Raw genomic sequence first — 20,849 nt, forward strand, 5'->3', positions numbered from 1 at the left:
AAAATAAGCACTAATAGTGCGTTGGGGTAGTGTGCGGTGAGTAAGTGACGAACTTTAGATACAGTTGGAAGAAACTATGAAGTATTAAAAGGATAAAATTTCAGTAGAATATTACATATATAAGAATTTTTTCGAGCACTCTAGAGAGAATCTCTCCACCCTGGTGACATGAAGTTAAATCCGATACCACCAGTTGAAATTACCACATTATCAGCTGGTAATTTCGTAATTTCCAAAAACTTCTTTTCAAACTCTTCTCTGTTGTACTTGTACATAGTTGAGTGGCACGACCATATTTGCGTTGAAGTACTCAACCAGTCCCCTAATTCCTTTAATTTAGGGAACGACTCAAATTGAATTGGACCATCCAATTTTATGAATCTCACTTGATAGATAGTTGGGTTTAACTTCTCTCCTATTCCTTTAAAACCATGTGATTTTTTCTCATTTGAATGTGTCATAATTCTCCCCCATCTTTTCTTCAAATTTTTTCCTATTTTAATTATACAGCAATAGAAAGTAATTAAGGAAATATTATGGGATTAGTAGAGGAATGAAAAGGAATAACTTTAGTTTGGTAATGAATAATTCATAACATACTACATAACAAATCTTTAAAAGGACATGGCAGCTTTGCCCTGTTTCTTATTGTTTAGTGAGAAATAATAAAATAAATCATCACAGTAATAAATGAAATATGATAAATTTAATCAAGGGAGAGAAATGAAAATAAAAGGTGTCAGTTATTTAATATGATTCCATTTTGGCTCCGTTTCATTTTAATTTATCATGTTTAAAGAAGCTCAAAATTTTTAAAATGCTTTAAAATAAAGGATTTTAAGGGTAGCACTCTATATAAATGTCACCTAAAAAGACCCTAACAGAAATGTTAGGTTTTTTTGTTAAATTATGCTATGTGATTCTAAAATTCGTAATAAACTTAGGAATTCATGTATAATATAACTTGTCGAAAGAACAAAATGATAGTGATTTATATTATGTCTGTAATATGAATCAAAAATGAACTTTTTATATTTCTTTTAAAAATGTGTTGAATACACATTATATTTCATATTAATATTTTTATGTAGATTTAAAATGGGAAAGAGAGTGGAAAGTATGGGCCGTAAATGGAACAATATTAAAGAAAAAAAAGCATCAAAAGATGCAAATACAAGCCGTATATACGCGAAATTTGGACGTGAAATTTATGTGGCAGCAAAACAAGGCGAGCCAGATCCAGAATCAAACCAAACGTTAAGAGTTGTATTAGAACGTGCGAAAACATACAACGTGCCAAGAACAATTATTGACCGTGCGATTGAAAAGGCAAAAGGCGGTTCAGAAGAAAACTATGACGAGCTTCGTTATGAAGGCTTTGGACCAAACGGATCTATGGTAATTGTAGATACACTGACAAATAACGTAAACCGTACTGCAGCAGATGTACGAGCTGCATTTAGCAAAAACAGTGGTAACATGGGTGTAAACGGTTCTGTCGCTTACATGTTTGATGCGACAGCTGTTATCGGTCTTGAAGGTAAAACATCAGATGAAGTTCTTGAAATCTTAATGGAAGCAGATGTAGATGCACGTGACATTCTAGAAGAAGAAGATTCTGTTATCGTTTATGCTGAACCTGATCAGTTCCATTCAGTACAATCTGCACTTAAAGGTGCTGGTGTTGAAGAATTTACAGTTGCAGAATTAACAATGCTTGCACAAAGTGATGTAGAACTTCCTGAAGATGCTCAAGTACAATTTGAAAAAATGGTTGATGCATTAGAAGATTTAGAAGATGTACAGCAAGTTTACCACAACGTAGACTTAGGGGAATAATAAAGTGAAACTGTAATCAGTGGGGGTTTTGTTCATCCCTCACTGATTACTAGCCCTCACCAATCGGGCGTTTACAGGCAGCACGACTCCCACCTAATTTTTTTGCTCCAGCTGAATTTTGAGGTGGGATTTTTACTGCCCACAAATAGCGGGATATAAGACAGAAGGTCCTTTCCTTTAACAGACAGGGTCTTTTTTCATGGATTTAATTAAGGTGGTAAAGTATTAAAGATATTTTGTAGCTGCTAGGGAATATGGTTAGAGGTTTGTATTTTAAATAATCGTATTTCTAGGAGGTATTTCTGTGGAGCATAAAACACCAAAGCATATTGTTGCCGTAGCAGGTTATTTAACAAATGAAAAGAATGAGGTGCTTTTAACGAAAGTGCACTGGCGAGCTGATACGTGGGAAATGCCTGGAGGACAGGTAGAAGAAGGGGAAGCGCTCGATCAAGCTGTTTGCAGAGAAATAATGGAGGAAACAGGATTAACTGTGAAGCCTATCGGAGTTACAGGGATTTATTATAATGCTTCTATGCATATTGTAGCTGTTGTTTTTAAAGTAGCATATGTTAGTGGTGAAATAAAAATTCAACCTGAAGAAATACAAGAGGCTAAATTTGTTGCTTTAAACGAAGAGAACATTGATGAGTATATAACGCGTCCTCATATGAAATCAAGGACACTTGATGCGATGAAAGCAATGCATTTTATTCCATACGAAACATAGGAAGTTCAGCCATATAATCTTATAGGAAGGTTGTAAAGAAAAGGTTAGTTATTTGAGGACAGCTCAAATTGCTAACCTTTTCTTTATGTATACTGTTTCAGAAAAAGGTCACAATAATAAAGTGTAGGCTAATAATTGGTGGAGGAAGCAGGACTCCCACCTAATTTCCTAGCTATAGCCAAGTTTTGAGGGAGAAGACTTACTGCTCACAAATAGCGAGATTAGTATTGATTTACGGAACGTTTGTTCTGTATAATGGTAATATATCGTATATAATTAGATTGCTAGATGTTTAAAAGTATAAATGTATAAACTGATATAATAAAAGAATAAAGTGAAATTAAGGAGAGTCCTACTGCCTATAAATAGTGTGATAAACAAATGTATATTCAACATTTCATATGAATAGTAGATAAAAAGGGACTGTGATACAATACATTTTTACACCTTACAATGTTGTAAGGTAGGTGTAAGAGAAATCGATGGGATATTCTTTTATAACAAGGTATTCTTAAATTAAGAGTTATATGCTGTGTGGAAAAGAGGTGTTCGAGATGAAAGAACGAGTATTATCTAGAGTGAACTATCATCAAAAAGTTGCATTAAATCCATTAACTAAATTTCTTTATAAAGCCATTATATTATTATTATTGTTAAGTTTTGCATTATTATTCGTTGGAAATGTAATGATTGAGCGAAGTGATATTAGTAAATTACATGTACCTGCTAATTTAGAGGTGCCAGAATCATTAACACACGCATTTATTGCGACGGAAGATAAAAGATTTTATCATCATAACGGTTTAGACTATATAGCGATTATCAGGGCGTCTATTGAGAATATAAAAGCTGGTGGTGTTGTGCAAGGAGGAAGCACGATTACACAGCAGTTATCTAAAAATGCTTTCTTATCTAATGAACGTACATTTTCCCGTAAGTGGAAAGAAATTTTTTATACGAAAAAGATTGAACGTACATTCACAAAGGATGAGATATTAAAATTGTATGTAAGTAATATTTACTATGGAGAAGGCGCATGGGGGATTGAAAAAGCAGCAAACCTTTACTTCGGTAAAAAAGTGGATCAATTAACACTGGCTGAAAGTGCAATGATGGCTGCTATAGTAAAAGCACCGGCTTATTACTCACCTGCACAAAATTATGATAAAGCAGTTGAGAGACGGAATGTAGTTTTAAGGCTAATGGAGAAAGAAGGGTATATAAATCATGATGAATATGTGCAAGCAGTTAGTGAGAAATTAGTAATTCGCCATGATATAAAAACAGAGCAATCCATGTTAAAAAATGCCCGTGAAAAAGCAGTAAGTTAAAAGAAGTTCCTACATAGGAGCTTCTTTTTTTAATAATTTGTGACAAAAGGCGACACAATATTGTCACAAACGTTGTATTTTTGTAATTTATGTGAGCGTGTTCATTGCGTGACCTATGTAAGTATTGATATTATGTGTATTGTGTACAATGATGTATACAGAATATGAAATTAAAGAGGAATGTATATGAAATCATCAAACAAACTCATGGCTCTTGGTATAGTTTTTTCTATCGCAGTATTGATTGTAATCGGGACGATTGTGTATAGCATCATAAATGACAAGAAAGATAAAGGGAATGAGATGTTTGCTTATTCTACGCAACAATCTTTAGGGAAAGATGATGCTCCAGTTAAGGTAGTTGAATTTGGAGACTTTAAATGTCCAGCTTGTCGTACTTGGGATGTAACAGTATTACCACGATTAAAAGAAGAGTATATTGATAAAGGTAAAGTGCAGTTATATTTTATTAACTTCCCGTTTATCGGAAAAGACTCTGATTTAGGTGCAGCTGCCGGTGAAGCAATTTATAAACAAGATCAAGATTCATTCTGGATTTTCTATGATGAGATTTATCAAAATCAAAAGAAAGATACGGAAGAATGGATTACAGAAGAATTACTTCTTAATATTGTGAAAGAAAAGCTTCCGAAAATTAATGTAGAACAGTTTAAAAAAGATTTACACAGTAAAGAAATGAAAGACAAAGTACGTAAAGATTCAGATCGTGCTCAAAAATTAAAAGTTCAAGGTGCTCCTTCAGTATATATAAATGGGAATCTTGCAAACCCTGATTTCGATAGTATGAAGAAGGCGATTGATAAAGAATTGAAAAAGTGATGAGGTATCTCATCACTTTTTCGACTTTTTTCGATAAATTTCTTGCTTCGATTTTTTTTACATGCTATACTACTTTACATAAGTTATTTCAATATCTTATATTTTTTTCATATTTGCGGGTGTAGTTTAGTGGTAAAACAAGAGCCTTCCAAGCTCTGGTCGAGAGTTCGATTCTCTTCACCCGCTCCAAATTTTATTTAATGTTTTTCTAATAAATTGTGATCAACGCAGTGTTTCGTTTCTAAGATAAACGAAGCATTGCGTTTTTTAATGTTTGAAAATCATAATTGTATGCGAAAATAGAAGTGAAGAATATTATTCCAAAAGTGAATTGATAACCAATATAGTCGTTACATAAGGGATGGATTCATCGGTGGAGGCGATTGAAAATGGACTTTGAACAATTAAAGCAAGATGTAATTGCGTATAGTAAAACGATTGGTATAGATAAAATAGGTTTTGCCAGTGCTTCACCATTTGAGGAATTAAAGCAGCGTCTAATCCAGCAACAACAATTGAATTATCAGTCTGGATTCGAAGAGCCTGATATAGAGAAGAGAACGAATCCACAGCTATTGTTACCTGGTGCGAAATCAATTATTGCGATTGCTTTAGCATACCCTTCAAAATTAAAAAATGCACCATTAAGTAAACGAGGGGAACGACGTGGGATTTTTTGCCGTGCTTCTTGGGGCCAAGATTATCACCTTGTTCTACGAGATCGTTTGCAAAAGTTAGAGGCGTATTTAATCGAAAAGCTGCCGGATATAGAAGTGAAATCAATGGTTGATACAGGGGAGCTAAGTGATCGAGCTGTTTCAGAGCGTGCCGGTATTGGATGGAGTGGTAAGAACTGCGCTATTATTACGCCGGAATTTGGTTCGTATGTATACTTAGGAGAAATGATTACGAATGTTCCATTCCCTCCTGATCGGCCAATAGAAGATCAATGTGGAAGTTGTACGAAATGTATTGATATTTGTCCTACAGGTGCTTTAGTACAAGGGGGGCAGTTGGACTCGAAGAAATGTATTGCATTTTTAACACAGACAAAAGGGTTTCTGCCTGAAGAATATCGCGATAAAATAGGAAACCGTATATATGGATGTGATACGTGTCAGACTGTTTGTCCGAAAAATAAAGGAATGGATTTTCATAACCATCCTGAAATGGAGCCTGACCCTGAGTTAGTTAAACCGTTATTAACACCACTTTTAACAATTAGTAATCGTGATTTTAAAGAGAAGTATGGAATTATGTCTGGTTCATGGAGAGGTAAAAAACCATTGCAACGAAATGCTATTTTAGCACTTGCACATTTTAAAGAAACAACAGCAATTCCTGATTTAATCGGTGTTATGAAAGATGATCCAAGACCAGTACTTCGAGGAACAGCAGCATGGGCACTTGGGAAAATTGGTGGAGATGGAGTAGGAGAAGCGATTGAAAAAGCGATGGAACGTGAGAAAGATGAAGAGGTTCTTCATGAAATGAATCGTGGACTTGAATTGTTAGCACAGAAAAAAGAGTAGATAATATCTCCCTTTTTCATATTGTAATATGGGAGGGAGACGAAATGGTTGTAAAAGCGAATATTGAAAAGCAAGTGCAACAGTTTTTAGCATATATAACAGAGAAACGAACAGATGTAGATGGTATTGCAGTAGATTTATTACAAATGGTACAGAGAAAGAAACAATTGTTTCAAAAGCGTAGTGCACATATAGTGAAAGCAACTGCAGATATTTCTTTCATTAGACAATTAAATAGTAATGAGCATCAAGAAATTGATTATCAAATACACTTGAAATATTTAATTAAGCATAAAGAATTATTTTATATCGAAGAGGAACAATTAAAACGACGAGTTTATTTAAAAAATAGTTGTATAATAGATGATTATGCTCTTGAAGTGTCAGAAGAAATAGGAATAGGTGAAATGTTAGAACGGGAAGTCACGAAAGAAAAATACGGTTCATATCAATATAATCGTTTAGAGGCAGTGAAATATGCAGAGCGTTGGTGGGATGATCGCAATTCTGCATACCGTAATTTTCCGGATAATTGTACAAATTTCATTTCACAATGTCTGCACACTGGAGAAGTACCGATGAATGGACATCCTAACATTCGTAAAGGGTGGTGGCAAAGGGGAAACCAGTGGAGTTGGAGCTGGGCTGTAGCACACTCTTTTTATTGGTATTTGTCAGGTGCTACAACAGGGCTTCGAGCAGAAGCAGTAGAAAGGCCAGAAGACCTTATTCTTGGCGATGTAATTGCGTATGATTTTGAGGATGATGGTAGGTGGAATCATACGACAATTGTAGTAGCAAAAGACGCAGATGGTATGCCGCTTGTAAATGCACATTCAGCGAATAGCCGCAGGCGTTATTGGAACTATGAAGATTCTAGTAAATATACACCACAAATGAAATATAAATTCTTTCATATTATTAATGGGTAGAGATTTTTCGTTCAAGTGGTATAATACGTAGTAGATAAAAAATAGAGGTGAATATCGCGTGGGAGTACATGTTGTTTTATATCAACCAGAAATTCCAGCAAATACAGGAAATATTGCACGTACTTGTGCAGCAACTGGAACAGAATTACATTTGATTAGACCGCTTGGATTTTCAACGGATGACAAAATGTTAAAGCGTGCAGGATTAGATTATTGGCAGCACGTAAAAGTTACGTATTATGATTCAATCGAAGAATTTTATGAGAAAAATAAAGATGGTGAATTCTTTTATTTAACAAAGTATGGCGAGAAAGCTCATACAGCATTTGATTATAGCAAACGTGAGAAGGATTACTATTTCGTATTTGGAAGAGAAACAAATGGATTACCAGCTAATGTAATTGAAGAAAACTTCGATCATTGTTTACGTATTCCAATGACGGATAAAGTACGTTCATTAAATTTATCTAATACAGCAGCAATTTTAATTTATGAAGCGTTCCGTCAACAAAATTATCCAGGATTAGATTTAGAAATCGTTTATTAAAAGTCGCCATTTGGCGGCTTTTTTATTTTTTAAAAAATATGTAATCATACATTTTAAAAAAGGTACATATTCATATAGAATGAGATGTATGACTAAAAATAGATAAGACGGGTTGAGATAAATATGAAGGAACAATATAATAATCAAAATACCTTTTTAAGTATGATAGATATGGATTTAGTAAGACAGGGATTGTTACATGCTATTCAAGATTTAGTGTTTATTGTGAAAGTTATTGATGATGAAACTTTTAAATATATTTATGTGAATAAAATAGGAATGGATCACGCCAGGCTAGGGAAAGAATGTTATGGAAAAACTTTTGCAGAAGTATTACCAGAACATACGGCAAGGTTATTGCAAGGACAATATGCAAAAGTAATGAGAGAAGCGAGAGCAATTACATTTTGTGATGTAATTAGTGTGCCAACTGGTGATATACATTATGAATCTTCACTTAATCCAGTATGCGATGTAAATGGAACATGTCAGTTTATTATTTGTATTACTAGAGATATTACAGCACAGGTCAAGAAAAAAGTGGAAATAGAAGAAAAACAAATGTTATTTAAGTCATTACTAGAATATAATAATGATTCCATTATATCTGTAGATTCTATTGGAAGAATTACATATGCAAATCCAGCAACTTATGAAATTTTTGGGTATCGATATGAAGAGTTAAAGGACCAATTTATTTTTCAGTTTATAAATAAAGAATATGAAAAAACTTTTCAAATTATATTTAAAAATGCTTTACAGGGAAGAGCAAAACAAATTGTTGCAAAGAAATATATTCATAAAGAAGGATATGAACTTTATATTTCCGTGAGGACAATCCCCATTATTGTGAATAGTGAAATCGTCGGGGGGTATATTGTTACGAGGGATGTTACGAGGCAAGTATTAAATGAGATGAAAACAGAATATTTAGCTTACTTTGATCAGTTAACGGGGTTAATGAATAGAATATCATGTACAAATAAGCTAAATGAATTTTTAGCTGAGAATAAAGAATTCGCATTGGTTTTTATAGATTTGGATGAATTTCACCTTATTAATGATACATTTGGTCATAAAGAAGGAGATCAAGTCTTAAAAAAAGTTACTGAATGCTTACGAGACCTAAAAATAGAAGATATGCATTTATTTAGAGAACATGATGATCAATTTGTTATGTTACTAGAAAATATAACGAGAGAATACGTAGAGGAAGTTGCACAAACAATATTAAAAAAAATTAGTGGGCATTTTGTAATAGAAGAAGAGGATGTTTATTTGAGTGCATCAATTGGGATTGTAATGGCCCCAGAAGATGGAATGGATGAAAAAATGCTTTTCCAAAGAGTCGACGCAGCTTTGGAAAAAGCAAAGGAAAAAGGAAAAGGGTATTATCATTTTTATTGTAGTGGATTAGATTGTGAACGTGAACAAAGGTTTATAATAGAAAATCAGTTACATCGTGCTATAGAGAAAAATGAATTTTCCCTATATTATCAACCTCAAATTAATATTGAAACGGGAAAGATAGCCAGTATGGAAGCCTTAATAAGGTGGGAGAATAAGGAGCTAGGTTTTGTCTCGCCCAATCAATTTATCCCACTTGCTGAAAGAACAGGGTTTATTATTAAACTTGATGAATGGGTAGTACATCAAGTTTGTGAACAGATACGTGAATGGTTAAATAAAGGATATGAGGTTGTACCAATCGCAGTTAATATTTCAGCTAGACATTTTCGTTCTATTACATTAATAGAGATGATTACACGTGCTTTAAATAAGTACAAGGTTCCCCCTCATTTATTAGCAATAGAAGTTACAGAAGGGGCTCTTATACATAAAGATGTATCAAAAAGAGTGTTACTGCAGTTAAAAGAACAAAATTTAAAGATTCATTTAGATGACTTTGGAACGGGATATTCATCTTTAAGTTATTTAAAAACATATCCGATTGATACGTTAAAAATTGATCGTTCTTTTATGGAAGGTATATATAAAGATGAAAGAGATACGAATATTACGGCTGCAATTATTCATTTAGCACATACTCTAGGGTTAAATGTAATTGCAGAAGGAGTAGAAAAGGCGGAACAAATACAGTTCTTAAAGGAAAAGAATGTGAAAATCGTACAAGGTTATTTTTATAATCGCCCTTTATCGATATACGATGTGGAAAATATTTATTTTAAATAGTGTATAAAAAATAAGGAAAAAAGTGATGTGCTGAAAAGCACATCACTTTTTTTGTGTACCTGGCTTATCGTTATAACCAGATGTGAAAATAGCTGTAAGAAATGTGAGTGATACACCTAAAATTAATAATAACTTCATACTAATTTCCCCTTACTTTTTCGGTTTACGAATCCTATTTGTGAATCGAAATGTATGTAAGGTTCCTAGAAGAAAAGAATTTATTTACAATGAATAGCAGCGTGAAAACTTTAATACCTTTATTATACAGAATTTTCTTTGAATTTTGGAGAGAATTTTATAGCGCTATTATATATTTCGTTTTGATTTAAAGAATGTTTAAGGACATCCTAGCATACCTTTTATAATAATCCGATTGAACAAGGAGATGGGGGAGGAGCTATAATGGATATTCTAAAGAAAATTGAACAATATCGGGAAGCAGAAGAACGTTTACAATGGGAAGGTACGTTTGCGGAGTATTTGGAGCTTGTGAAAGAAAGACCATGGGTGGCTCAAACAGCACACTCTCGCATTTACAATATGATAAAAGATGCTGGAATTGAAGAAGTTGATGGTAGAAGAAAATATAACTTCTTTAGTAATCAGCTATTTGGATTAGAGGATGCTTTAGAACGCCTTGTGGAAGAATATTTTCATCCATCTGCAAAACGATTAGATGTTAGGAAACGTATTTTGTTATTAATGGGGCCTGTTAGTGGGGGGAAATCAACATTAGTTACGATGTTGAAACGAGGATTAGAAACATATTCACGAACAGATCGTGGAGCGATTTTTGCAATAAAAGGATGCCCAATGCATGAAGATCCACTTCATTTAATTCCACAGCATTTACGGAATGATTTCTTTGATGAATATGGAGTAAGGATTGAAGGGAATTTATCACCATTAAATGTTATGCGTCTAGAGCAAGAATACGGGTCAAGAATTGAGGATGTAGTTGTAGAGCGTATTTTCTTCTCTGAAGATCGCCGTACAGGAATTGGTACATTTAGTCCTTCTGATCCAAAATCACAAGATATTGCCGATTTAACAGGTAGTCTAGACTTTTCTACAATTGCAGAATACGGTTCGGAATCAGATCCTCGTGCATATCGATTTGATGGAGAATTAAATAAGGCGAACCGCGGCATGATGGAATTCCAAGAGATGTTAAAATGTGATGAGAAATTTTTATGGCATTTACTATCGCTTACACAAGAAGGGAATTTTAAAGCAGGAAGATTTGCGCTTATTTCAGCAGATGAATTAATTGTAGCGCATACAAATGAAACAGAGTATCGTTCCTTCATAGCAAATAAGAAAAATGAAGCATTGCATTCACGAATTATTGTAATGCCGGTTCCATATAATTTACGGGTTAGTGAAGAAGAACATATTTATGAAAAAATGATTCGTGAAAGTGATGTGTCCAATGTTCATATTGCACCGCATACACTTCGCGTTGCAGCAATGTTCACTATTTTAACTCGTTTAAAAGACCCGAAGCGTCCAGATATTGATTTAATTAAAAAGATGCGTTTATATGATGGAGAAACGGTAGAAGGATATAATACGATTGATGTAGAGGAACTGCAACGCGAATATCAAGATGAAGGTATGAAGGGGATTGACCCTCGTTATGTCATTAACCGAATTTCTTCTACAATTATTCGAAAAGAGGTACCATCTATTAATGCACTAGATGTACTGAGATCGTTAAAAGACGGATTGGATCAGCACCCGTCAATTAGTAGTGAGGACCGAGAGCGCTATATGAATTTCATCTCATTAGCGAGAAAAGAATACGATGAAATTGCTAAGAAAGAAGTACAAAAAGCATTTGTTTATTCATACGAAGAATCAGCTAAGACACTTATGGATAATTACTTAGATAACGTCGAAGCATACTGCAATAAATCAAAATTACGTGATCCGTTAACTGGTGAAGAAATGAGCCCAGATGAAAAACTTATGCGTTCGATTGAAGAGCAAATTGGAATTTCAGAAAATGCTAAAAAGGCATTCCGTGAAGAAATTTTAATTCGCATTTCTGCTTATGCACGTAAAGGGAAACGCTTTGATTATAATTCACACGAACGTCTTCGTGAAGCGATTCAGAAAAAACTATTTGCCGATTTAAAAGATATAGTGAAAATTACAACATCAACGAAAACACCAGACGAAAATCAGCTTAAGAAAATCAATGATGTTGTTGCACGCTTAATTGATGAGCATGGCTATAATTCTTCATCTGCGAATGAATTGTTACGATATGTAGGTAGTTTGTTAAATCGATAGTTTGATAACAAAACGCTGTCTCTTATTCTTGGGACGGCGTTTTGTTATCTATTGATATTTGTAAAAAATGTCATAGCTTGTCCGAATATAATAAATTAAGATGCGATTTTATGAATTTCTTGTCAATTATTTTTACAATATGCATATGATAGAGTAACCAACCATTCATACAAAAAAGCCAACACAATACAATATGTTGCAAAACGAAAATGTGTGCAACAATGCATTGTGTTTCTTTCTTATCAACGGCTGAATGTTTCTTTCTATTATGTGAGTGGCAAAATTTTGTTTAGGATGCTCGGAGTATTGTATGAAAAACGCTATATATGTTTATGGGATGATTTTCGATGAACAGTTATTTTTCAAATATTCTAGTTACGCACACTAGAAAATAAAATTATAGATTGCTGTTCATAGAGGAAGACAATTACAGTAAGGAGGGAAAGGAATGAGCGAAGAAAACCAACCAAATTACACGATTTCACAGGAAAACTGGTCCCTCCATCGCAAAGGATATGACGACCAACAACGCCATCAAGAAAAAGTGCAGGAGGCAATCAAAAATAATTTACCAGACCTTGTAACAGAAGAAAGTATAGTTATGTCTAATGGCAAGGATGTTGTGAAAATACCGATTCGTTCTTTAGATGAATATAAGATTAGATACAATTATGATAAAAACAAACACGTTGGGCAAGGAAACGGTGACAGCAAAGTTGGTGATGTTGTTGCAAGAGATGGATCAGGTGGTCAAAAGCAGAAGGGACCAGGAAAAGGGCAAGGGGCAGGAGATGCAGCTGGAGAAGATTATTATGAAGCAGAAGTCTCAATTTTAGAATTGGAGCAAGCGTTTTTCAAAGAGTTAGAGCTGCCTAATTTAAAGAGAAAAGAAATGGATGAAAACCGGATTGAACATATTGAATTTAATGATATTAGAAAAACAGGATTATGGGGAAATATTGATAAGAAACGGACGATGATATCTGCATATAAACGAAATGCAATGCGTGGTAAAGCATCTTTCCATCCAATTCACCAAGAAGATTTAAAGTTCCGTACTTGGAATGAAGTGTTAAAGCCAGATTCAAAAGCCGTTGTATTAGCGATGATGGATACGAGTGGATCGATGGGGATATGGGAGAAGTATATGGCACGTAGCTTCTTTTTCTGGATGACAAGATTTTTACGCACAAAGTATGAAACCGTAGACATTGAGTTTATTGCTCATCATACGGAAGCGAAGGTCGTCACAGAAGAAGAGTTTTTCTCAAAAGGGGAAAGTGGTGGAACAATCTGTTCTTCTGTATACAAAAAAGCACTTGAGTTAATCGATAATAAATATTCACCAGACCGTTATAATATTTATCCATTCCATTTTTCAGACGGTGATAATTTAACTTCGGATAATGCTAGATGCGTAAACCTTGTGGAAGAGTTGATGAAGAAGTGTAATATGTTTGGGTATGGGGAAGTGAACCAGTACAACCGCCACAGTACGCTTATGTCAGCATATAAAAATATTAAAGATGAGAACTTTAGGTACTATATTTTAAAGCAAAAAGCAGATGTATTTCATGCGATGAAGAGCTTTTTTAAAGAAGAATCAGGAGAAAAAATGGCATAACCCCTTGTAAAAGGGGTTATTTTTTTGTGAAATTTTAAAGAAATTTTTGCGAAATATTTATATTGCTAGTTGACATTGAAAATGAAAATCATTATCATTTATTCGAGAAATGATTACATTTTGATTTATATATTTTGGAGGAGATGTAAAGTTGAAAAAAAATAAAAGAAGACATATAAATGCGATGTTAGTGGCGGCAGCTTTAGCGCTACCGTTTGCTACGTATTCAACACCTGCTTTAGCAGCGGTAGCAATTGAGGCTAATAAAAAGGGATATGCTTTAGAAGATGGTACATATGATGCTGTTATTAAAGCGTATAAAGATAAAACGAATGAAGAATCGTTAGCAGCTGTTTATATAAAAAATCCGAAGTTAACTATTGAGAATGGAAGAAAAATTATAACTGCCACGTTAAATGATAGTGATTTTTTCCAGTATCTTAAAACAGAAGATGGTCAAAACCTGGGTGTTTTTCATGATGTGAAAGTATTATCGGAAGACAAAAAGAAAAATGGGACAAAGGTTATTCAGTTTGAGATTGGAGAATTAGGACAAAGATATAATATGCAAATGCATATTTATATTCCGACAATGGCCTATGATAATAAGTACCAGGTGCAGTTTGAAGTAAATGCGTTAAATCTAGAAAACAATGTTCCAAAAGATCAAAAGGAAAATAAAGAAGAACAAAAAGAAGAAACAAAAAATATAGTAGTGGATAAAAAGTTACAACAATACATTAATAAAAATACTTTAGGTCGAAAAGATATAAATACACCAATAACGAAAGTCGATGCACTACAAATTAAAGAACTAGAGGTATATGTCGGGAAGGGGATTAATAATTTAGCTGGTTTAGAGCATATGGTAAATTTGGAGAAATTCAGATTGCATGAATCTGAAGTGAGTGATTTATCTCCAATTGCTAATTTGAATAATTTGAAGTTTTTAGATCTTTACTCTAATCAAATTGGAAATATTGAACCAATTGCTGGGCTGAATAAAATTCAAGATCTTTATTTAAGAAATAATCAAATTACTGATTTGAAGCCATTAAGTAAATTGAGCAAAGTTAGAGTATTAGATTTAATTGGTAATAAGATTGAAGATATTACACCGCTATTTACAATGGCGTCTCTAGGTAATTTGTATGTGGCTAATAATAATATTAGTGATTTAACAGGAATGGAACATTTAAATAAAGTAAAGGAACTATCGATTGGAAATAATAACATTACTAATCTTGAATCTATTAGTAAAATGGAGAGCCTTACTAAGCTTGCAGTGAGTGATGCAGAAATTACAGATATTACACCGCTAGCTAAAATGAAAAAATTACAATCACTTGATTTAGAAGAAAATTATATTTCGGATGTTTCATCACTTAGTGGGCTAACTAATTTATACGAACTTAATTTAAGTTCAAATGAAATTTCTGATGTAAGACCTATTCAAGAGTTTGGAAAGCGTTTTGTCGTTCAAGTTCACAGACAAAAAATATTTTTGAATGAAGGCGTAGTAAATGAAGATAGTAAAATTCCTATATACGATTTAAATGGCGAATCTCTTCAAAGTATTAAATGGATCAGCGAGGGGGGAACACAAAATAATGGTTCTGTAAAATGGGACAGCCCTGGAGAAAAATCATATGAGTTTAATTTAGAAACAGGTTCTTCAGAGAATAAATTACGTTTTAATGGAACTGTTATTCAAAAAATAGTTAAAAATCAAGAGGGGACGAATGTTGTTCAAGACAAGGAATTACAACGATATATTAATAAAAATAATTTGAATAGAACTGATTTAGAAGCTCCGATTACGAAAGAGGATTTATTAAAGATTAAAACATTTAAGATAACTAATGGGCAGGGTAATGATATAAAAGATGTCTCTGGCATAGCGTTTATGTCGAATTTAGAAAGTTTAGAGTTAGAAAACTTAGAGCTGAAAAATATAGCATTTATCTCGAATTTGAGAAGTTTGAAATCTGTAAGTTTAGCACATAATCAAATCGAAAATATCGAACCATTTTCTAAACTAGAGAAGTTGGAGAAATTAAATATAAGCAATAATAATGTGAAAAATATTGAACCATTATTTAAAATCAATTCATTGAAAAAATTAACGGCCTCAAATAATAAAATTAATAACGATACTATACAAGGAATACAAGAATTAAAAAACCTATCCGTATTAATATTAAATGATAATGAAATTAGTAGTGTAGAAGCAATTAGTGAAATAAGTATGTTGAATGAACTAGAACTAATAGGGAATCAAGTAGTGGATATTGAACCATTAAGTAAATTGAAAAATTTACAATGGTTAAATTTATCAGATAATCGGATTAAGGATATATCAATCTTTGCTTCGATGTTAGATTTAATTAGCTTAAAACTTCCTGGAAATGAGATTCAGGATATAAGACCGATTATACAATTGTCTCAATGGTCAACAATCGATATTAGAAGGCAAAAAATTTTTTTAGATGACGCACAAGTAAATCAAAAAGTGAAAATCCCTGTATATGATGTGGAGGGGGAACCGCTTGAGAATATTACATTAAAAAGTGAGAGTGGCACATTTAATGAGGACGAGGGTACAATCGTATGGAGTACTCCAGGAGAAAAGAAATACGATTTTATTTTTGATGGAACGGAGTATTACGGGCTTGGTATATGGTTTAGTGGTGAAGTTATACAGAATATAGTAGAGAAACTGGAAGAAAAAGAAGAAATAAAAGAGCCAACAGTAAAAGGTGAAGAAGCAAAAGAAGAAGTAAAAGAAGAAACGAAAGAAGAAGTGAAAGAACCAACGAAAGAAGCGAAAGAAGAAGTAAAAGAGCCAACAGTAGAAGTTGAGGGGCCAAAAGAAGAAGTGAAAGAACCAATGAAAGAAGTTGGAGAAACAAAAGAAGAAGTGAAAGAGCCAACGAAAGAAGTTGAAGGTACAAAAGAAGAAGTGAAAGAACCAGCAAAAGAAGTTGAAGGTACAAAAGAAGAAGTGAAAGAGCCAACAGTAGAAGTTGAGGGGCCAAAAGAAGAAGTAAAAGAGCCAACAGTAGAAGTTGAGGGGCCAAAAGAAGAAGTAAAAGAACCAACAAAAGAAGATGGAGAAACAAAAGAAGAAATGAAAGAGCCAACGAAAGAAGTTGGAGAAACAAAAGAAGAAGTGAAAGAGCCAACGAAAGAAGTTGAAGGTACAAAAGAAGAAGTGAAAGAACCAGCAAAAGAAGTTGAAGGTACAAAAGAAGAAGTGAAAGAACCAGCAAAAGAAGTTGGAGAAACAAAAGAAGAAGTGAAAGAGCCAACGAAAGAAGTTGAAGGTACAAAAGAAGAGGTAAAAGAATCAACAACTGGATTGGATCAAGAGCCAAAAGGGGATAATCAAGTCGGGCCAGTGAAAGTGGTAGGACAAGAGAGTACGAAAGAAAAAGATTCAAATAAACAACATGCTAATAAGCAAGAAGAAAATCAGAAGTCTTTAGCAGCAACTGGTGGTCAAGCTAACACATCGACTTTATTTTCTGGATTAGCACTTGTTCTTTCAGCACTAAGTATGTTTGTATTTAGAAAGAGATTATTTAATAAATAAAAAACGTTTTATCTTATTATTATATAAAATGATTATATGAGTTTCTGAGAAGACCTTGTCATAGCAATTTCATGTTGAAATATGCTTATGATAAGGTCTTTTTGAATAGGGGAAGGATATTGATACGAGGATGTTTCGATCGCTTAAATAATGGAGCAACTGTAGCGGAAACTGTAAGTCCCTTTCGTTCACTATATGTTCAAAATGTATGAAGAAATAATATGAAATATTGCATTTTATATCATTTCATCCAGATAATATGTTAATTTCTTGAATGGAATATATAAATAGGGGGGCAATAATATGAACAAGAAATCAAAGATCAATAAAGTGTTGCTTAGTATTAGTACAATGGCGCTATCGCTCGGAGCAATTCAAACGAATGTATCAGCAGAAGAAAAGGTACCGTATAATGTATTGCATTCGAAACCAGTTGGAATTGAAAAACCAGTAGATGAGATCGGACACGCTTCTAAAGCCGAGGAAACATTATCATTTCAAGAACGTTTAAAAGTAGGAGATTTTTCACAGCGACCAGCATCTATTATGAAAAGTTCAGAAGTAAAGCAAATTAAAGAAAGCTATTCAATGGCTGATTTAAACAAAATGAATGATCAAGAATTAGTTGAAACGTTAGGCAGTATTAAGTGGCACCAAATTACAGACTTATTCCAGTTTAATGAAGATGCAAAGGCTTTTTATAAAGATAAAGGAAAAATGCAAGTCATTATAGATGAATTAGCTCATAGAGGGAATTCATTTACGAAAGATGATTCAAAAGGAATTCAAACGTTTACTGAAGTGTTACGTTCAGCTTTTTATCTTGCATTTTATAATAACGAATTAAGCGATTTAAATGAGAGAAGCTTCCAGGATAAATGTTTACCTGCTTTAAAAGCAATCGCAAAAAATCCAAACTTTAAGCTTGGTACAGTTGAACAAGATACAGTCGTATCTGCATACGGTAAATTAATTAGTAATGCATCAAGTGATGTTGAAACGGTGCAATACGCATCGAATATTTTAAAACAATATAATGATAATTTTAATGCATATGTAGACGATCGTATGAAAGGACAAGCTGTGTACGATATGATGCAAGGCATTGATTATGATATACAGTCTTATTTAAATGAGGCTCGTAAAGAAGCGAATGAAACGATGTGGTATGGAAAAGTAGATGGGTTTATTAATGAAATAAATCGTATTGCTCTTCTAAATGAAGTAACGCCAGAAAATAAATGGCTCGTTAATAATGGAATTTATTTTGCTAGCCGTTTAGGGAAGTTTCATAGCAATCCAAATAAAGGATTAGAGGTTGTTACACAAGCAATGCATATGTATCCACGTTTAAGCGAACCTTATTTTGTTGCGGTAGAACAAATTACAACAAACTATAATGGGAAAGATTATAGCGGGAATACGGTAGATTTAGAGAAGATACGTAAAGAAGGCAAGGAGCAATACTTACCAAAAACGTATACATTCGACGATGGATCTATTGTATTTAAAACTGGGGATAAAGTGTCAGAAGAAAAAATTAAGAGATTATATTGGGCTGCGAAGGAAGTAAAGGCTCAATATCACCGTGTAATCGGTAATGATAAAGCTTTAGAACAAGGTAATGCAGACGACGTATTAACGATAGTAATTTATAATACTCCGGATGAATATCAGTTAAATAGACAATTGTATGGATATGAAACAAACAACGGTGGAATTTATATTGAAGAGACAGGTACATTCTTTACATATGAGCGTACGCCAGAGCAAAGTATTTATAGTTTAGAAGAGTTATTCCGTCATGAGTTTACTCATTATCTTCAAGGGAGATATGAAGTTCCCGGTTTATTTGGAAGAGGAGATATGTATCAAAATGAAAGATTAACTTGGTTCCAAGAAGGGAATGCAGAATTTTTCGCAGGATCTACTCGTACAAATAATGTAGTACCGAGAAAGAGCATCATTAGTGGATTATCATCTGATCCTGCAAGCCGTTATACAGCAGAGCGTACACTATTTGCTAAATATGGTTCTTGGGATTTCTATAACTACTCGTTTGCGTTGCAGTCTTACTTGTATACACATCAATTTGAAACATTTGATAAAATTCAAGATTTAATTCGTGCGAATGACGTGAAAAATTACGATACATATCGTGAAACTTTAAGTAAAGATCCGAAGTTAAATAAAGAGTACCAAGCTTATATGCAGCAGTTAATTGATAATCAAGATAAGTATAATGTGCCGGAAGTAGCAGATGATTATTTAACTGAACATGCACCAAAATCGTTAACAGAAGTGAAGAAAGAAATTAGTGAGACGTTGTCTATGAAAGATACAAAAATGACAAAACATGAGTCTCAATTCTTTAATACATTTACATTAGAAGGTACGTTTACAGGTAGTGTAACAAAAGGTGAATCAGAAGACTGGAACGCAATGAGTAAAAGAGTAAATGAAGCTTTAGAACAATTGGCGCAAAAAGAATGGAGCGGCTACAAAACGGTTACAGCATATTTCGTCAATTACCGTGTGAATAGTTCCAATCAATTTGAATATGATGTAGTCTTTCATGGTATCGCAAAAGATGACGGAGAAAATAAAGCTCCGACAGTTAATATAAACGGTCCTTATAATGGGCTTGTAAAAGAAGGAATTCAATTCAAAAGTGATGGCTCAAACGACGAAGATGGAAAAATCGTTTCTTATTCATGGGAGTTTGGAGACGGAAGAACAAGTACAGAAGTTAATCCAGTACATGCATATGAAAGAGAAGGAACTTATAAAGTAGCGTTAAGAGTAAAAGATGATAAAGGAAAAGAGAGTAGAAGCGAGACAACTGTTACGATTAAAGATGGAAGTTTAACAGAATCTGAACCAAATAATCGTCCAGAGGAAGCAAATCGTATCGGGCTGAACACTACTATAAAAGGTAGCCTTATCGGCGGGGATCACACCGATGTTTATACATTTAATGTAGCATCAGCGAAAGATATCGATATTTCTGTTTTAAATGAGCATGGAATCGGGATGACATGGGTACTTCACCATGAATCAGATATGCAAAATTACGTAGCTTACGGTCAAGCTAATGGAAATCGTATAGAAGCAAAATTTAATGCAAAACCAGGTAAGTATTACTTGTATGTATATAAATATGATAATGGCGATGGAACATACGCATTATCAGTAAAATAAGTACTCTTCCAATGTATGTTTAACTTTACTTTTTGTGGAAAATAGTATATTATATAGATATACAATATATCGGTTATTTACTAGGAGGAGCCTGTCACAATAGGTTTCTCCTGTTCTTTTTTAGGGGCCTGCCTTACAGGTTTTTCTTTAAAAGGTAAATAACTGAAAATTAAGAACAATAATCTTT

13 protein-coding genes and 1 tRNA gene are annotated in these 20,849 nt (G+C 33.5%); 13 read left to right on the top strand and 1 reads right to left on the bottom strand.

Annotation, left to right across the window (positions count from 1 at the left end; all coding sequences use genetic code 11):
* Window positions 1–140 precede the first annotated feature (140 nt).
* Window positions 141–461: a DUF3884 family protein gene (locus tag JFT89_RS20505; protein ID WP_016097179.1), complete on the bottom strand. Its 321-nt coding sequence runs from the start codon at window positions 459–461 to the stop codon at window positions 141–143.
* A 658-nt stretch (window positions 462–1,119) separates the two neighbouring features.
* Between JFT89_RS20505 and JFT89_RS20510 the strand changes: the two genes are divergently transcribed.
* The 13 genes from JFT89_RS20510 (at window position 1,120) to colA (ending at window position 20,662) form a co-directional block, all read left to right on the top strand.
* Entirely contained in the window at window positions 1,120–1,839 is a 720-nt protein-coding gene (locus JFT89_RS20510) for a YebC/PmpR family DNA-binding transcriptional regulator (protein WP_002113875.1), read from the top strand.
* A gap of 304 nt (window positions 1,840–2,143) precedes the next feature.
* Complete coding sequence (locus JFT89_RS20515; RefSeq protein ID WP_201040536.1) at window positions 2,144–2,569, top strand: NUDIX hydrolase; 426 nt, start codon at window positions 2,144–2,146, stop codon at window positions 2,567–2,569.
* Between the two features lie 554 nt (window positions 2,570–3,123).
* Window positions 3,124–3,900, top strand: coding sequence for a transglycosylase domain-containing protein (locus tag JFT89_RS20520; protein ID WP_002029649.1), 777 nt, complete (start codon window positions 3,124–3,126; stop codon window positions 3,898–3,900).
* Between the two features lie 186 nt (window positions 3,901–4,086).
* Window positions 4,087–4,740 carry a DsbA family protein gene (locus tag JFT89_RS20525; RefSeq protein WP_002091101.1) on the top strand — a complete coding sequence of 218 codons (654 nt, stop codon included), beginning with the start codon at window positions 4,087–4,089 and terminating at the stop codon, window positions 4,738–4,740.
* Between the two features lie 115 nt (window positions 4,741–4,855).
* Window positions 4,856–4,929 (top strand) — tRNA-Gly (locus JFT89_RS20530).
* A gap of 200 nt (window positions 4,930–5,129) precedes the next feature.
* On the top strand, window positions 5,130–6,272 hold the full coding sequence (gene queG, locus JFT89_RS20535; RefSeq protein WP_002063702.1) for a tRNA epoxyqueuosine(34) reductase QueG: 1,143 nt from the start codon (window positions 5,130–5,132) through the stop codon (window positions 6,270–6,272).
* Between the two features lie 44 nt (window positions 6,273–6,316).
* Window positions 6,317–7,204, top strand: a complete 888-nt coding sequence (locus JFT89_RS20540) for an amidase domain-containing protein (protein WP_002063703.1) — start codon at window positions 6,317–6,319, stop codon at window positions 7,202–7,204.
* Window positions 7,205–7,262: 58 nt separating this feature from the next.
* Window positions 7,263–7,751 (top strand): tRNA (uridine(34)/cytosine(34)/5-carboxymethylaminomethyluridine(34)-2'-O)-methyltransferase TrmL, encoded by a 489-nt coding sequence (trmL, locus tag JFT89_RS20545; protein WP_000538149.1) that lies wholly within the window; start codon window positions 7,263–7,265, stop codon window positions 7,749–7,751.
* Window positions 7,752–7,874: 123 nt separating this feature from the next.
* Window positions 7,875–9,944: a sensor domain-containing protein gene (locus JFT89_RS20550; RefSeq protein ID WP_016097180.1), complete on the top strand. Its 2,070-nt coding sequence runs from the start codon at window positions 7,875–7,877 to the stop codon at window positions 9,942–9,944.
* Between the two features lie 402 nt (window positions 9,945–10,346).
* Window positions 10,347–12,242, top strand: a complete 1,896-nt coding sequence (locus JFT89_RS20555) for a PrkA family serine protein kinase (protein ID WP_002029658.1) — start codon at window positions 10,347–10,349, stop codon at window positions 12,240–12,242.
* Between the two features lie 448 nt (window positions 12,243–12,690).
* Window positions 12,691–13,866 (top strand): sporulation protein YhbH, encoded by a 1,176-nt coding sequence (gene yhbH / locus JFT89_RS20560; RefSeq protein ID WP_002063705.1) that lies wholly within the window; start codon window positions 12,691–12,693, stop codon window positions 13,864–13,866.
* 151 nt (window positions 13,867–14,017) lie between these two features.
* On the top strand, window positions 14,018–17,461 hold the full coding sequence (locus JFT89_RS20565) for a leucine-rich repeat domain-containing protein (protein WP_201040537.1): 3,444 nt from the start codon (window positions 14,018–14,020) through the stop codon (window positions 17,459–17,461).
* A 303-nt stretch (window positions 17,462–17,764) separates the two neighbouring features.
* On the top strand, window positions 17,765–20,662 hold the full coding sequence (colA, locus tag JFT89_RS20570; protein WP_063218800.1) for a collagenase ColA: 2,898 nt from the start codon (window positions 17,765–17,767) through the stop codon (window positions 20,660–20,662).
* The last annotated feature ends 187 nt before the right edge of the window (window positions 20,663–20,849 follow it).

It is taken from the genome of Bacillus sp. TH25 (genome assembly GCF_016650935.1).
Classification (GTDB): Bacteria; Bacillota; Bacilli; order Bacillales; family Bacillaceae_G; genus Bacillus_A; species Bacillus_A mycoides.